The 16135-nt window shown below is 50.0% G+C and carries 12 protein-coding genes; 11 read left to right on the plus strand and 1 reads right to left on the minus strand.

Features of this window, described 5'->3' with window-relative positions; genetic code table 11:
- The first annotated feature begins 29 nt into the window (after positions 1-29).
- From VIS48_09965 to VIS48_10015, 11 genes are all read left to right on the plus strand, one after another.
- On the plus strand, positions 30-2609 hold the full coding sequence (locus VIS48_09965) for a hypothetical protein (protein HEY9166473.1): 2580 nt from the start codon (positions 30-32) through the stop codon (positions 2607-2609).
- Positions 2610-2623: 14 nt separating this feature from the next.
- Positions 2624-3298 carry a deoxyribose-phosphate aldolase gene (deoC, locus tag VIS48_09970; protein HEY9166474.1) on the plus strand — a complete coding sequence of 225 codons (675 nt, stop codon included), beginning with the start codon at positions 2624-2626 and terminating at the stop codon, positions 3296-3298.
- Positions 3299-3836: 538 nt separating this feature from the next.
- Positions 3837-4493 (plus strand): hypothetical protein, encoded by a 657-nt coding sequence (locus VIS48_09975; protein HEY9166475.1) that lies wholly within the window; start codon positions 3837-3839, stop codon positions 4491-4493.
- A gap of 56 nt (positions 4494-4549) precedes the next feature.
- Positions 4550-5329 (plus strand): 4Fe-4S dicluster domain-containing protein, encoded by a 780-nt coding sequence (locus VIS48_09980; protein HEY9166476.1) that lies wholly within the window; start codon positions 4550-4552, stop codon positions 5327-5329.
- A gap of 19 nt (positions 5330-5348) precedes the next feature.
- Complete coding sequence (gene hybB, locus VIS48_09985) at positions 5349-6593, plus strand: Ni/Fe-hydrogenase cytochrome b subunit (GenBank protein ID HEY9166477.1); 1245 nt, start codon at positions 5349-5351, stop codon at positions 6591-6593.
- 19 nt (positions 6594-6612) lie between these two features.
- Positions 6613-7440, plus strand: a complete 828-nt coding sequence (locus VIS48_09990) for a hypothetical protein (GenBank protein HEY9166478.1) — start codon at positions 6613-6615, stop codon at positions 7438-7440.
- 180 nt (positions 7441-7620) lie between these two features.
- Entirely contained in the window at positions 7621-9261 is a 1641-nt protein-coding gene (locus tag VIS48_09995; GenBank protein HEY9166479.1) for an ATP-binding protein, read from the plus strand.
- The gene (locus tag VIS48_10000; protein HEY9166480.1) at positions 9258-10622 is read left to right on the plus strand and encodes a sigma-54 dependent transcriptional regulator; all 1365 of its coding nucleotides are present in this window, start codon (positions 9258-9260) and stop codon (positions 10620-10622) included. The genes VIS48_09995 and VIS48_10000 overlap by 4 nt, the downstream gene beginning before the upstream one ends.
- Positions 10623-10652: 30 nt before the next feature.
- Positions 10653-11213 carry an archaemetzincin family Zn-dependent metalloprotease gene (locus VIS48_10005; GenBank protein ID HEY9166481.1) on the plus strand — a complete coding sequence of 187 codons (561 nt, stop codon included), beginning with the start codon at positions 10653-10655 and terminating at the stop codon, positions 11211-11213.
- Positions 11214-11374: 161 nt separating this feature from the next.
- Positions 11375-12745, plus strand: coding sequence for a hypothetical protein (locus VIS48_10010; GenBank protein ID HEY9166482.1), 1371 nt, complete (start codon positions 11375-11377; stop codon positions 12743-12745).
- 85 nt (positions 12746-12830) lie between these two features.
- The gene (locus VIS48_10015) at positions 12831-13337 is read left to right on the plus strand and encodes a GNAT family N-acetyltransferase (GenBank protein ID HEY9166483.1); all 507 of its coding nucleotides are present in this window, start codon (positions 12831-12833) and stop codon (positions 13335-13337) included.
- Positions 13338-13485: 148 nt separating this feature from the next.
- Here VIS48_10015 and VIS48_10020 read toward each other — a convergent pair whose 3' ends face one another.
- Complete coding sequence (locus tag VIS48_10020; GenBank protein ID HEY9166484.1) at positions 13486-15927, minus strand: glycosyl transferase; 2442 nt, start codon at positions 15925-15927, stop codon at positions 13486-13488.
- Positions 15928-16135: the final 208 nt, after the last annotated feature.

Raw genomic sequence — 16135 nt, forward strand, 5'->3', positions numbered from 1 at the left:
ATATCGTGACGGAAAATCCGAGAGATCATATGTTCAAATCAAAATCAATCTTCGTACTCGTAATCTTTGCTTTGATCATCGTGGTATACCCTGTCGCGGTATTTGCTCAGGATGAAATGGAATTTGACGAACCGGGGAGCGAAGACATTTTGAACCGACAGTTGTGGGAATTCGCGAAGGGGAGTCCTTACGATTCGGTCATGTCCTATGTTCACCGGGCTCAGGAGAGATCAAGAGGAAAAATGTCGAATGATCTGGAGCTCCCGACCGGCTGGAAACTCGGTCCAGCGGGAAAGCAGGTCGAGGTGGGACGGCTCCCGTTTGAGGCGATCATGTTCAACGGCAAGCTCGTCGTTCTGAATACCGGATACTATGTCCGCGAGCCGCAAGAAATTTCAGTTGTCGACCCTTCGTCGGCTGAAGTGATCAAGACGGAGTATCTCACTTCCATCTTCCCGAGCGCCAGGATCGGTAAAGATGGAAATCTGTATGTCAGCGGTGGATTCGATTCGAGCATATGCATGATCAACAAGAATTTCGAATTTCAACTTCAATACAATGTCGGTGGCTATGCCGCGGGACTCGCGCCTGTCGATTCGAGTCATATTGCCATCGTCTGTCTTGTTGCGAAGGATTCGTTGGGCAGGTACGATATGGGCAAGATCGAACTGCTTAATCTCAAGAATGGCGAAATTGAAAATGAAGCAGTCATAGGCTATTTCCCGTACGATGTTCAATTGGTGAACGGCAAGTACTATGTGACGTTATTGGGCGAGAACAGGGTCAATGTCTATGATACGCGCTTTCAAAAGCTCGACTCAATTGATGTCGGAAGCGCGCCGGAGGAGATGACATTAAGTGGAAACCAAATCTATGTTGTGAATACAACCTCGGACGACATATCGGTAATCGATGTAAGCACGGATCGCGTTGTGCGCACGATCTTCGTTGGAAAGCCCGGCTACAAGTCCGGTGTATCACCGACCTCCTGCTCCGTTTATGACGGCAAACTTTTTGTGAGTGAAGCAACGTTGAATGCCGTTGCGGTTTTTGAGCTGTCGACCGGCGAGCTCCTCGGCTATATTCCTTCCGGTTGGTACACGACAAAAGTCGTAATCGGTGGCGGTGATTTGTTTGCGTTAAGCGCGAAGGGAATTATTCCCCGCCGACCGAACCCTGCCGGACCCCAGCCTATCGAAGAAGAGAGCAGAACAGATTACGTCCTGACACTTTTGAGGGGCAGTGTCGGAATAGTGCCGCTCGATTCGATCGGACCAAATCTGAGTGCGTGGACGAAAATAGTGGAGGAAGGTTCACCAGAGTACAGCCCATGGAGCGGGATGAAGCTCCCGATAAAACATGTTTTTTATATCATCAAAGAGAATCGTTCCTACGACCAGGTGTTGGGTGATCTCGGACGAGGCAACGGAGACTCGAGCTTAACGATTTTCGGTCGTGCGGTAACTCCAAATGTCCACAAAATCGCGACCGACTTCGTGACACTCGATAATTTCTTCGCAGACGGGGAGATGAGCGTGCTCGGACACAGCTTCACGACGAGCGGCTACGCGAGCCCTTTTCTCGAGTGGCTCGGAAACGCGGAGTACAGCCACAAGTACAAGGGATATCCTTTCGGGACCGTCCCCGTGGTCTATTCCAGGGCATATATCTGGGACGCACTCGAGGCCGCTCATCTCGATTACAGGATCTATGGAGAACCGTACTATATAATGACGGCCGCTTATAAAGTCATCCGAACATTCTTCGGTGACACCGGCGAGATTGCGAAGAAGTTCTACGCGAACAGCATGGACCTCGCATCGAAGGTCGATAGGGGGGCTGAGTTCAGCCAATTCGTCGAATCGTTCTACGGGAAAGCATCGACAGTTTCAGCCACTTTTTCGTTGCTTGGCGATACTACGTTCACAAACGGCATTTCACGAGTACTTACCGGCGACCTGACGCTATCGGGGGCAATAAATTCTGACACGTCTTTCAAGAGAGCGTTCGCCGAGTTCGTGTACCATTATCCTCTGAACTATTATACCTGGGATCTCTGGTATTCCGACCTGCGTCGGTTTGAGTCATGGAAAACGGATTTCGACGCACAAGTGAAATCGGGTTCGGTCGTCCCATTCGAATACATCTGGCTCCCCAATGATCATACAGGCGGAACAGATCCGAACTATCAGGCTCCGTACCAGCTTGTGGCACAGAACGACATTGCACTTGGTTTAATTTTGAATACAATTTCGAATAGTCCAATCTGGAGGAGCAGTCTGATACTTGTCGAGGAGGACGACGCGCAAAACGGACCTGACCATGTCGACGCTACAAGGACGGAGGCGCTCGCGGCCGGTCCGTATGTGAAGCGTAGTGCGGTCGTGGATGATCGGTATGACCAGCTTAGTATGCTAAGGACCGTCGAACTCATCCTCGGGCTGGATCCTCTCAACTTTGAGGACGCGATGGCAGTGCCTATGTTCGGGATCTTCAGCAACGCGTCGGACACTACCCGATACAATCCAGCCCCACCGTCCGGATACCTGTCCGAATCGGACAGATTTATTTTCAACAGGATTTCTAACGGGATGAAGGACAAAAAATGAAAAGTGGACATGCTATTACACCGAATGAGCTTGCGGCAATGATCGATCACACGCTGCTCAAACCCGAAGCCACGTCGGGAGAAATTGAAGCTCTCTGCAAAGAGGCGATGGAATATGGATTCAAAAGCGTCTGCATCAATCCCGGGTACGTATTCCTTGCTAGAAACCTGCTCAAGGGATCTCGCGTCAAAGTTTGTACGGTCGTTGGATTTCCGCTCGGAGCAATCACGGCAAAGTCGAAAGTTTTTGAGACCGATGATGCAATTGCCAATGGCGCACAGGAAATAGATATGGTGATCAATATCGGGAGACTGAAGTCCGGCGATCATAAAATGGTGCGGGAGGACATCCGAGGAGTCGTCGTAACCGCCCAGTCGAAGTCCGTAATTGTCAAGGTAATAATCGAGGCATGCCTTCTGACGGATCCTGAGAAGGAGAAAGCGTGCATGCTCGCGAAAGAGGCCGGAGCAGACTTCGTCAAAACATCGACGGGTTTCAGTAAGAGCGGTGCAACGCCGGAAGATGTCGCTCTCATGAGGAGAGTCGTCGGCAATTCGGTTGGAGTGAAGGCGGCTGGTGGCATCAGGTCTTACGATGACGCAATTCGAATGATAGAAAGCGGCGCCAACCGCATCGGGGCGAGCGCGGGAATCAAGATCATCACAGAGGCACGACAAAGGTCGACTTGAAGCAGGAAGTCCAGCTGTTCCGAGCGGGCGACTTCTCGCTCTTAATGCTCAAATCAGTGATCGAATTCAGGTTTTGTTCTTACATACCAAAGCAACCTTCCAATTTTTTGTAGATTAATTCATCACGGTACGTTGAGATAATCATCGGGTCGTATTTCCGCTGAAATGTGATCGGATAGCCGTATTTAGAAGTCCGGTTGGAAATCGTCGTTGATGAACTCTACATCAACCGACGTCATCTCATGAACCGCATCCTGTCATCGTTTCTCCCTTGCGTAACTGTCGGTGAAACAGCGCGTTAATCCACAAGATTTTCTTGCCAACCTGCCAATTACGGAACGGAGATTGATGAATAGGGTATGAAGGTTATCAAGGATGACAAGAAGACAAACTCTCGTTAATCAATTACTCAAGCTGTTTCGTCCGTCGAAACGTCTTTCAGACTTTTTTATTCACTCGAACCGAATTCGCATCGAGTCAGAATTTGGAGTGACTGAAATTAAAAACTTGATTGCAGCTAAAACTCAGGAGGTTTGAAATGGTTGCCATATTTGTGGTCGCGACGATAATAGTTTTCATGATTATCGATTATTTCGTACAGCGTAGTGAGAAGCGCGCCGCGGCCACGGCTCCCGCCGCACCCGCCCACTCAAAAGCTCGGTTCGTGATCCCGAAAGGATATTTCTTTGGAAAGGGTCACACTTGGGTGGAAGTAATGTCTAACGGCATGGCGCGTGTCGGTGTCGACGACTTTGTTCAGAGAATAGTCGGAAAAGTCGAGAGCGTCAGTGCGGTTCCTGTGGGGACGGCCGTGCACGCAGGCGACAAGCTCTTTACGGTGAGTCAAGGGAAGAACATATTGTCTTTCCGCGCCCCAATATCCGGCAAGCTCGCGGCATTCAACGAAGACCTCTCCACTCTCCCGCGCCTTGTGAACGATGAGGGTTATAATGGCGGTTGGGTCGCCGTAATCCAACCCACGGATCTGAGCGGAGAAATAAGGAATCTTCCAATTGGAGACGAGGCCGCACGCTGGCTAAAGGAAGAGATAAGAAAGTTCCGCAATTTTATCACCGCACAGATAGCTCCTTCAACTGCGGCTACAATGGTGGACGGAGGGACTCCAGTCGAAGGTGCCCTGCAGCACGTTGCGCCGTCAGTGTGGGAGAAATTTGAAAATGATTTCCTGGCCTAGTTGATCCACAAACGAATTGTTGATCGCCTGTTAAGAGGTGCGAAAGGAGAACTTAGATGTCCAGAAAAGTCGGAATACTCGTCGATACAACGCAATGTATTGGATGCCTGGCATGTGAAGACGCCTGTGCTGACAAGTGGGGCTTTCCGCACACAGACGTGCACGAGCTATCGTGCGTGAAAAATACTGTCGTCCAACAATATGGAGATGTCAATGTGCCGAAGTTATGTATGCACTGCGAGAATCCAGCTTGTGCTTCCGTTTGTCCGGTCGGCGCGCTTCACAAGACCGCGGATGGACCGGTCGTATATGACGAAGAAAAGTGCATCGGGTGCAGGTATTGCATGCAGGCTTGCCCGTTTCAGATCCCGAAGTACCAGTGGAACAAGCCGAATCCGAAAGTGACAAAATGCACGATGTGTTATGATCGTATCGAGCAGGGAAAACAGCCGGCGTGCGTGGAAGTGTGCCCTGTCCAGGCACGTGTTTTTGGCTATCGCGATGAACTTCTCGAAACGGCTCATAAGAAACTTAATGACAATCCAAAGACATACGTCCAGCACGTGTTCGGAGAAACAGAAGTCGGCGGCACTTCGACCATGTATCTGGCCGGAATGGATTTTGCCAATCTCGGTTTCAGAACAGATCTTCCGAAGACTGCACTTCCGCAATACACGTGGAACATTATGTCAAAGATTCCTGACTACGTTATGTGGGGCGGTACTTTGATGACTGGATTCTGGTGGCTGACAAATAGAAAGAAAAAAGTTGCCGAGTACGAAGAGAAGCAGCGGCTGGAAAACGACCGGGAAAACTCGACAGACATTGAACGATAAAACTTTGGAGAATTTCAAAATGAGACATAGAAGATTTCCTGCGTTAATCAAGGACTGGTTCAGGAAAATGACATTCTGGAAAACCGTTTTCGTCCTCCTGGTGATGGTGGGATTGTGGTCCACGGTTGTGCGGTTTGTATTCGGTCTTGGCGCCTCTACCAACCTTAGCGACAAGTTCCCATGGGGACTCTGGATAGGGTTCGACGTTCTTTGCGGCGTCGGTCTCGCCGCCGGTGGATTCGTCGTTGCCGCGTCGGTTTATATATTCCACCTGGATGAATTCAAGCCCCTGATCAAGCCCGCGGTGCTTACTGCCTTCCTGGGATATGTCCTGGTCGTATTCGCCCTGATGTTTGATCTCGGACGGCCATGGAACATCTGGCATCCTCTAGTTATGTGGAACCCGCACTCGGTAATGTTCGAGGTAGCCTGGTGCGTGATGTTGTATTCAACTGTGCTGGCACTCGAATTCAGCCCGATGGTATTTGAAAGATTTCACATGCACAGGGCCAACAAGGCAGTACACACGGTGATCGTCCCGCTCGTCATATTGGGCGTCATGCTTTCTACGCTCCACCAGTCCTCTCTCGGATCGCTTTTCCTGATCTCGCCGGAAAAAATGTATCCGCTCTGGTATTCCGGCAATCTTCCGTTTCTATTCTTTCTATCAGCGCTCGCTGTGGGCCCGGCAATGGTCACCGTCGAATCGTTTCTAAGCTCTCGCGCGTTCGGAAGGGAAATTGAGCTATCGGTACTGTCCAAACTGGGGAAAGTTACCGCGGTCGCGTTGAGCGTCTATTTCGTTTTGAAAATTGAAGACATCGTCAATTACAACCTCTACCCTTACCTGTTTACGTTCAATATTGAAAGCTCGCTTTATTGGATCGAGCTCCTGCTCGGTGTCATCGCTCCGATCGTTCTTCTAGTCCAGGACAGGATACGCGCGAGTAAGAAAGGTTTATTTTACAGCGCAATACTTGTTGTCACAGGTTTTGTCCTGAACAGGATGGACGTCAGCATCACATCACTCGAGCGACACTATGGTGTGAATTATTTTCCGAGCGTGATCGAGATATCAATAACAATTATGATAGTGGCGCTCGGGTTTGGCGCGTTCGCCCTGGCTGTCAAGAATCTTGCGGTGTTCCCTGTGGGAAAACCCGCCCCATCCGCCTCACATGCCGAGGCCTATGAGGTAGTCGTCGTTGAAAATGGGATCGAGCCGGCAAGGCGTTCACCCGAATTTGGCATGGAAGTCAAATAAAATCAGGCGTAGGTGTATCATGGAAGGAATTAAGATTTCCAACCGCGTCATTCCCGACGACGAGCGCAACTGTATCTGGGTCGATGCAGGTTTACTTTCTTACAAACTGTGTGACCGGAAATTTGAGTGTGATGAATGCCCGCTTGACGAGGCTCTACGGAGACACCAAGGCTACAAGGGAGAAGAGATACGGACGTCTCGGACCGACAATATTCATTCCGCCGATCCCCCCGTGACCCCGCCCGGCCGTTCACTCGAAAGTCTTGTCAGCGATTTTACTTTTGCCCCCGTTCCTTACACTCTGCCCGTGGACCGGCTTTACTCCCGCAATCACCTTTGGGCCATGCGAATCGAAAACAATTTGTATCGACTCGGCTTCGATCAGTTTGTCGCACGTTTGGTTGAGATATCGGATGAGTTTGTTGTCGCGCAGCCCGAAACCAATATTACTGTCAACGATCCGTGCGCCTGGGTCCTTTGCGAGAACCTGACGGTCGCGGTCAGGTCTCCCTTGTCTGGAAGAATCAGGAAGACGAACCTGCTCCTGAATGGATCCGCCGCGAAACTTGGAGAAGATTTCTATGGAGCCGGATGGATATGTGAGGTTACGGTCGATGAAAAGACAGACCCCACAAAAAGGCTCTTTACCGGAGCTGAAATGTCGCAGAGTTCTACCGGACAGTTCATTGATTTTCGGAGAGAACTCCTCCATGATCTTGAGTCTAGCGTTCCACCGGTAGGAATCACGCTAGCTGACGGCGGTATGCGGCCGAATAACTTGAGAGATCTAGTAGGTCCACAAAAGTACATTGCATTCCTGCGGAAGATTCTCTCCATCAAATTGTGAATTAGATTAGCGTAATTATGCCACGCCTGCCCTGAGCCGATTGGGGCGGCGTGTGGTTTTTCTCGACATAGACGGATATTTGTTGATTTTCTTATCGTATTAAGCCCGCCGGATTCAATTAATGGTGAGATTCTCGGCATAATTGTTGTCAAAATACTCGCCGAGGGCAAATCTGCCGTTATGCGAATAACAAAATACCTAGCTTTCAAACTGTTGCTGATCGTGCTGACCGTGATGTTCGTATTCACGGCGATCTTTACCACTGTCATGTTAAAATGGCATTCCGAAAAATATCTTGATGCTACTACGGAGTGGGCAGGGAGAACGAGTGACCTGATTAAGAGATCGACTCGTTACAGCATGCTCGAGAATCGGCGGGAGGACATCTACCAGACAATAAATACTCTGGGCTCCGAGCCCGGGATCGAGACGATCAGAATTTATAACAAGAAGGGGGAAGTGACATTCTCGACCGTCAACGGAGAAGTTGGAAAGCACGTTAACATGGACGCAGAGGCGTGTACCGTCTGCCATCAGGCGGGGAAACTTCTGCCGTCGGATACCGGAGTGCCGCTTACAAGGGTTTTCACTTCGCCAAAAGGATATAGAGTCCTTGGAGTGATCACGCCGATCCGAAATGAGCCGGCCTGCTATAACTCGGAATGCCATGAGCACTCTTCGTCGCAGACAGTGCTGGGCGTGCTCGACGTCATGCTCCCGCTGAAGGGACTTGACGATAATCTCGCGCAGCTTAAGAACACCAGTTACTTGAGCGGCGCGTTAATGATTGTAGGCGTGACATTGTTTGCGGGTATCTTCATTTGGATAATGGTGAACATTCCCGTCCGGAAACTTATACTCGGCACGCAGGAAGTGATGCGCGGAAAGCTGGGTCATAGGATCGACGTGAGTTCGAGCGACGAGATCGGTGAGCTCGCGACTTCGTTCAACAAGATGACCGAGGAGCTCAGTCGTGCACATGACGAGCTCACGCGCTGGACTCAGACTCTCGAAGAGCGGGTAGAGCAAAAGGCGGACGAGCTGAGAAGAGCGCTCTCGAACATGGTACATATGGAAAAGATGGCATCCCTCGGCAAGCTTGCGGCGAGCGTGGCACATGAGCTGAACAACCCTCTGGCTGGTATCCTTGCATATGCCAAACTGATTCGGAAGAAACTTTCCAGGGAGGGCCGCACTGGTGAGGAAGCCAGTGAGATTGACACGGAACTCTCTATGATCGCCGATGAGAGCGCACGTTGTGGAAACATTGTAAATAATCTTCTGCTGTTTTCGAGACAGAAGATCGGCGAGCTCCAGCCGCAGAAACTGTCGAAAATAATCGAGCAGAGCTTGAAGCTGATAGCCCATCACTTGGCAATGAGCAATGTGAAAAGTGAAGTGAAAATTCTGACGGATGAGGTTGAGATCATCTGCGATCCCCAGCAAATCGAGCAGGCATTGATCGCCCTGGAGATAAATGCGATCGAGGCCATGCCTGACGGCGGGAAGCTTCAGATAGAACTTGAATACCGGCCGCAGGAAAAAGAGGAGCGCATAAGAGTTTCCGATAACGGCTTAGGGATTGGCCGCGAAGATCTGGAGCATATCTTCGAACCGTTCTTTACCACGAAGAAGGACGGGAAAGGGACAGGACTTGGACTCGCCGTCGTGCACGGTATCGTCGAACGGCATAACGGAAGAATAGATGTCGAATCGAAACTAAATGTGGGCTCCGTATTTACGATCATCCTGCCGCTGGATCCCGATGCTGCGGCCAAATCAAAACTGTCAAAGAGCACGAACACTGAGACGACCTTATGAATAACAACCAGAAGACACAGCAGGCAAGCATACTCGTCGTGGATGACGAACTTTCCGTCCGTGATTCGCTCGGCAAGTGGTTTAAGGAGGACGGCTACAGAGTCGAGACCGCTGAAAATGCGAACCGCGCGTTGACATTGATGAACAACGGACCGTGGGACATAATCCTCCTTGACATCAAGATGCCCGGGATGGATGGCCTCGAGCTGCAGAAGCGGATAAAGGAAATAGATAAATCGGCGGCGATCATAATGGTGACGGCCTTTGCCGCCGTTGACAGCGCGGTGCAGGCCCTGAAGGAGGGTGCATTTGACTACGTGACGAAGCCGGTGGACCCGGAACATCTTTCGCATCTTGTGCAAAATGCTCTCCGTACGAAGAAACTTGCTGATGAGAACTGGAGACTTCGTCAGCAAATGTCCGAATTATCCGGCGTCGACGAGATCATCGGTGAGAGTTCACAAATGAAGAAAGTCATCGACCTGGCCAAAACCGTCGCGCAAACGGATACGACCGTGATGGTTCGGGGAGAAAGCGGCACGGGAAAAGAACTGGTTGCAAGGACAATCCATGCGAACAGCTCGAGGAGGTATTTTCCGATAATTACTGTAAACTGCGGCGCTGTTCCGGAAACACTTCTCGAAAGCGAACTGTTTGGCCATGAGAAGGGCGCGTTTACCGGAGCCCAGTTCAGGCGAAAAGGGAAGTTCGAGATGGCGGACGGAGGAACAATTTTTCTGGACGAGATCGGAGCGATAAGCCAGAAGATGCAGGTACAGCTTCTTCGCGTCATCGAGTCGAAGCAGTTCACCCGCGTCGGGGGAAACGACGTGATTTCCAGCGACTTCCGCGTAGTCTGCGCGACTAACCGCGACCTCGAAGCAGCTGTGGCAGACAAAAGTTTTAGGGAAGACTTGTACTACCGATTGAACGTCTTCACGGTATTCGTCCCGCCGTTGCGCGAAAGACGCGTGGATATACCGCCGCTCGTCAATCACTTTATAAAGAAATATGCTTCCTCCATGAACAAGCCTTTGCTGGAGATTGCCCCCGAAGCAATGGATCTACTTATCCGGAACAAATGGCCCGGAAACGTGCGCGAGCTGGAAAACGTTGTCGAGAGGGCGATGGTGCTTGCAAAGCCACCGGCGATCCGCCCCGAGAACCTGCCGTTCCAGCTTACACAATCTCAGGAAAACGGATTCGTGCAGGACGATACTATAACGAGCATGGAGCGTGTGCACATTGCTCGCATACTCGAAAAGAACAATTGGAATATCACACGAACCGCCGAAGCGCTGGACATAGACAGGGTCACACTCTACAGCAAGATATCGAAATACGGATTAAAGAAACCCTGATCTCTGGATTACATAACCCGTTTGTTGAGAATGTTGCCGATATTGATTGTCGCGATAGATCCGGTGGACGTTTCCGCCATGTCTCCACTGACGAGGCGCCTGTCGAAAATATTTTCCTCCGGCGTCGAGCTGACATCCGTAAAACCCCTCGACGGCTCATTCGCATTCAACTTTTCACGTAACCAGTACGGGTCTACTCCACTTCTTTCGGCTCTCCTCGACAAGTACAAATCCTACGAAGGTAAAATACTCGGCGTAACGTCGGGCGACTTGTTTGTCCCTGTGCTTACATACGTTTTTGGAGAAGCCCAGCTCGACGGCAAGGCAGCGGTCGTCTCATCACACCGTCTCAGTGAAGAATTCTACGGCCTTCAACCTGACCGCGATCTTTTTGCGCTCCGGCTTCTGAAAGAATCAGCGCACGAGCTTGGCCACACATTCGGATTGCTTCACTGCAGGAATTATCTCTGCGCCATGCATTCTTCAACCGGTGTGGAAGAGATAGATCTTAAGACAGATAGATTCTGCGGCGACTGTTCCGACAAACTCCGGCAAGGCGGCGGACAGGAATCCTTCTCTAACCAACATTGACTTTTCAGCTTATTCAATTTACCTTCATCTAAATCATACAGGTGCCGGGGTGGCGCGGCAAAAGGTATGCGACAGTTCTCGTACGACTTCAGTGGGCTGCTTCACTTCAGGCTTAGAATAGTCTTGTCGGTTTAGGCATTAACAATTTTCAGGAGGAAAAAATGAGAAGTGCAATCGTTCTCATGGTGGGAATCGCATTGATGTGCGGCATAGCTTCAGGACAGAATTATGGATTGGGAAATGCCGACCCGGCTGTGTTTTCAAAGTTCAAGATTCCGGAGACAGACCTGCGCGCGTTCTGGTCGACCGCCGGGTTCTCAACCGATTACTACAAGACAAACGACACAATGTCATTTTATAACTACAACAACTTTAGCACTAGCCTGTCAGGAATTCTCTATCCCCATTACTACTTGTTGAAAGAAAATGACGACAGATACCTGTCATTAAGCGCGGATATTTACGGCAATTATCTGAATTACTTCTCTCAATCCTCAGGCACGCCATACGCTCCACTGGTCAACAAGACGCAGAACAAAATCTCCGATGTCAACCTCAACGCAGCATTTACCTACAGAAATTATCCCGATGAGGGGGAAATGTATTATTCAATCGGGTCCAATGTCCAGGCAGACCTACACGATTCATACCAGTACGAGTCTTATACGTCCGTATCGAATCAATATTTTGGGACCAAATCTCAGACTTACAGCCTATCACTTGGAATAGGCTGGGGAAAGATGAGAAATGTAACTTCAATCGTCTCTGCCATAAGATTTCAAGAGAGATTGAAGCAATTGAACCTCGCCAACAGCGACTTGAGCGAAAAGACTATTGAAGACCTCGCGCAGGAATTCTACAGACAGGGCTATTACTCTCAGGTGCACGTCAGACCGGACAAGTTCTTTTGGCAGGACATAGAGAAGGCACTCTCCAACGACGGAGTCTCATTAAATGGAATCAACGAATATGCTGACTCATACTTGCGAGAAGTACCGGGCGAGTTAAGGTTCGCAAGGACCGAGGGTCTCATTGGCGGAATCAACTTGCAGATGAAATATGTAAACTCGTACGGCTCTAACTGGTTCCCGAAGATCCAGGAGCAGCTTTCTCCAACGATCAGCGTCTATACTGATTTGAGCCATCAACTTTCTCTCAATTCCCAGATATCCATAAATCTCTCAATCGACGGCGGACCAAACCTAATAAAATATTCGACTGTCAAGCAGCAATATGATGGTTTGCTGAATATTGATTACAACTACGAATTGACCGACAGGCTGGTGTTTTCGGCTGGTAATACTCTTTCTGACAATTTTCAAAACTCATATCAACAAGGGACGAACTTTACAAACATCTTGAACCTTACGATCAATTATTTTGTGGAAGATCAGCTGTCCCTTTCAGGTTCATACTATTGGCATTACCAAAGGATGAATGACTACAACACATATATTAAGTACGGAGAGAGTGATAATTCTCTCCAGATCGGACTTACTTATTACATAGATCGCGGTTTCATCTATCCATAAGATCTTTCAACACATAGATTCAGTGAGATCATGTGGACTCCTCCGGTCCAATCGGAGTTGCCGGAAAAGTCTGTGAATTCGTAGCATGAAACTCATACGACCGTCCAGAAAGTATGAAGCAAGCTGGAAAGAAGCTCTTCGTGAATTCGATGAGGAGAATGTCACCGGTTTCTGGAACTATCCCGACAGGCCGTCCGACATAGACTCCTACATCCGCGGCGACGCGGATAATTCACGCGGGAGGAATCTCGTCGAAGGTTGGGTGCCTTCGACAACTTTCTGGCTCATCGACAGGGGAATGTTCATCGGGCACGTCAACATTCGCCATGAATTGAATCTGAAATTGAAGGAGCACGGCGGACACATAGGCTACGCTATTCGACCGACCCAGCGCAGAAAGGGTTATGGAAACAAAATCCTTGGACTCGTTTTACCGGAAGTAAAAAAACTCGGGATTAGAACCGCATCCATAATGTGCGAGGATTCGAACATCGGTTCGAGGAGAATAATAGAAAATAACGGCGGTGCTCTTCAAGAGATTGTAACTCACGACGATAAGATCATCAGGAAATATCTGATCGAGATAAGATGAGGACCTGACAGGGAGGAGCGAAATCGATCCGGGCGATTAACGAATGAGCAGCAAGGAAGTGGGATCGAACTGAGAGCAACCGGGCTCGCCAATCAGCATATTAATTGACGAGCCCGAATCGTCTTTACGGAAGTGAGAACATTGTCAATCAGAGAAGGACTTCTACGTCGACTGCCTTTATATCTCCTTTTGGAATCGGAATGATCTCACCCTCCACTGTCTTTCCGTCAACTGAAATTACGCCCCGGCTCCCCTTGGCGGCTCTCTTCACGTTAATCCGGTAAGTGACCCCGCGATAAATTCTGGTCGCCGAAAACCCCGGCCACTTCGATGGGATTATCGGCTTTATCCGGAGTCCTTTCAGCGTCGGTCTGATTCCGAGAATGAACTGCGTTATCGCGTAATAATTCCATGCGGCCGTTCCGGTAAGCCAGGAATTCTTGGCCTCACCGTGAGTCGGTGCGTCGCGGCCCGCGATCATCTGGGAGTAAACGAACGGTTCGCATCTGTGAAGATCGCTTATTGCTTCTCGTGCGGACGGATTGATCCGCGAATAGTAGTCGTGAGCGCGATCGCCATTCCCGATGAGGGCCTCTGCGATCATGATCCACGGATTGTTGTGACAAAATATTCCGGCGTTCTCCTTGTACCCCGGAGGATACGACGAGATTTCACCGAACTCGATATAGTATTTCGAGTAAGCGGGCTGTTGAAGCACGATGCCGTGCTTTGTCGCAAGATACTTGTTTACCGAATCGAGCGCCCTTTTGGCCAGACCGTCTTCAATCCCGATGCCAGCCATGATGCAGAACCCCTGCGACTCGATGAAGATCTTTCCCTCATTACATTCGTTCGATCCGATCTTTCTTCCGAAATCGTCGTAAGCGCGGATGAACCACTCTCCGTCCCAGCCGTGCTTTCGGACAACTTCCTCCATCTTGTTCGATTCGGACCTGCACGTATCGGCAAGTCTCGTGTCGCCTCTGAGATCCGCGATCTCTGCGAGTTCCTTTGCCGATGCGACGAAGAGACCCGCGATGAATACAGACTCGGCCACTTTGCCCTCTTTGTTTGTAGTCGTCTGAAACGATTGACCCGGTGTGTCGGAAAAGCAGTTCAGGTTCAGGCAATCATTCCAGTCTGCCCGCCCGATGAGCGGAAGTCCGTGTGGGCCAAGTCGGTCGATTGTGTACTTCAAACTCCTGTGAAGATGCTCGTAAAGCGAAGTCGCCTTAGAGGAATCGTTGTCGTATGGCACTTTCTCGTCGAGAATGGACCAGTCGCCGGTCTCGCGAATGTAGGCGTAAACTCCTGTGATCAGCCACAGGGGATCGTCATTGAAGTTGCTCCCGATATCGTTGTTCCCTCTTTTGGTCAGAGGTTGATACTGATGGTAAGCGCCTCCGGACTCGAGCTGCGTCGCGGCGAGATCGAGAATTCGCTCCCGTGCGCGCGAGGGAACCATTTGCACGAAACCGAGAAGATCCTGCGTCGAATCGCGGAAGCCGAGTCCTCGCCCAATCCCACTTTCGTAGAATGAGGCTGAACGCGATATATTGAAAGTCGCCATGCACTGGTACGCATTCCAAATGTTTACCATTCGATTAGTGTGGACATCGGGTGTATTTACCTGGCAGATCCCGAGAACACTGTCCCAGTACTTCCTGAGATTCTCAAATGCGTCATCCGCATTTTTCTTGACAAGGTATTTCGCGATAATCGGTTTAACAGTCTTCTTGTTGATCGTCTGTGAGTCCGGCGGGTCAAATTTGCTTTCGACCGGATTTTCATGGTAACCAAGGACGAAAATTATCTCCTTACTTTCACCCGGTTTTAGATTGAGCTTCACATGGTGGGATCCCATCGGCGCCCACCCGTGTGCGATGGAATTGAATGACCTGCCGCGTTCGACCGCGACCGGGTTATCCCAACCATGATATGCGCCGAGGAATGTATCACGCTGTGTGTCGAAGCCGGCGAGCTTTTCGGAGCACGCGAAATACGCGAAATGATCCCGCCTCTCACGGTATTCTGTTTTATGGTAGATCACTCCTTTGTCAACTTCTACCTGGCCCGTGCTGAAGTTTCGCTGGAAGTTTGTCTGATCATCCCACGCGTCCCAAAGGCAAAACTCTATACTGGAGAATACAGACAAAGCTGCCCGTCGTTTTCGCTTATTTGTTACTGTTAATTGCCAGATCTCGAGATTTTCTCCGAGCGGGACGAAATAGCGCGTCCGCGCCTCGATGCCGTTGTACGTCGAGCCGATCACGGTGTAGCCCATCCCGTGTCTGCAGAAATATCCTGAAAGTTTATTCTGCGTCGGCTGCCATGATGGCGACCAGAATTTCGTGGAGGTGTTGTCGCGCACGTAGATGTATCTTCCTCCGACGTCGAACGGCGCGTTGTTATAACGGTAACGCGTCAGCCTGCGCATGCGAGCGTCCTTATAGAATGAATATCCCCCTCCGGTATTTGAGATAATGCCGAAATAAGTTTCGCATCCGAGATAGTTAATCCAGGGAAGTGGAGTATCCGGCCTGGTGATTACATACTCGCGTTTCTTGTCGTCGAATTTTCCAAATCTCATAGCCTCTCCTTGATTCTCGTTTGTCCGGGGATTTCCCGCGGCCCCGGGCCAATCATGAAGTGAGAAGGACGAGCACGATCGTCCTAAAAAAAATTGTCAAACTTAAGAGTCCTGACGCTCCAGCCCGTCCGGAAAAACGAGCTCCGGATCAGTAACTATGAATATATGGACTGAAGGGTATAACTCAAAAACTGCGAACGCTGAGCGC

It is taken from the genome of Candidatus Kryptoniota bacterium (genome assembly GCA_036567965.1).
GTDB lineage: Bacteria > Bacteroidota > Ignavibacteria > Kryptoniales > JAKASW01 > JAKASW01.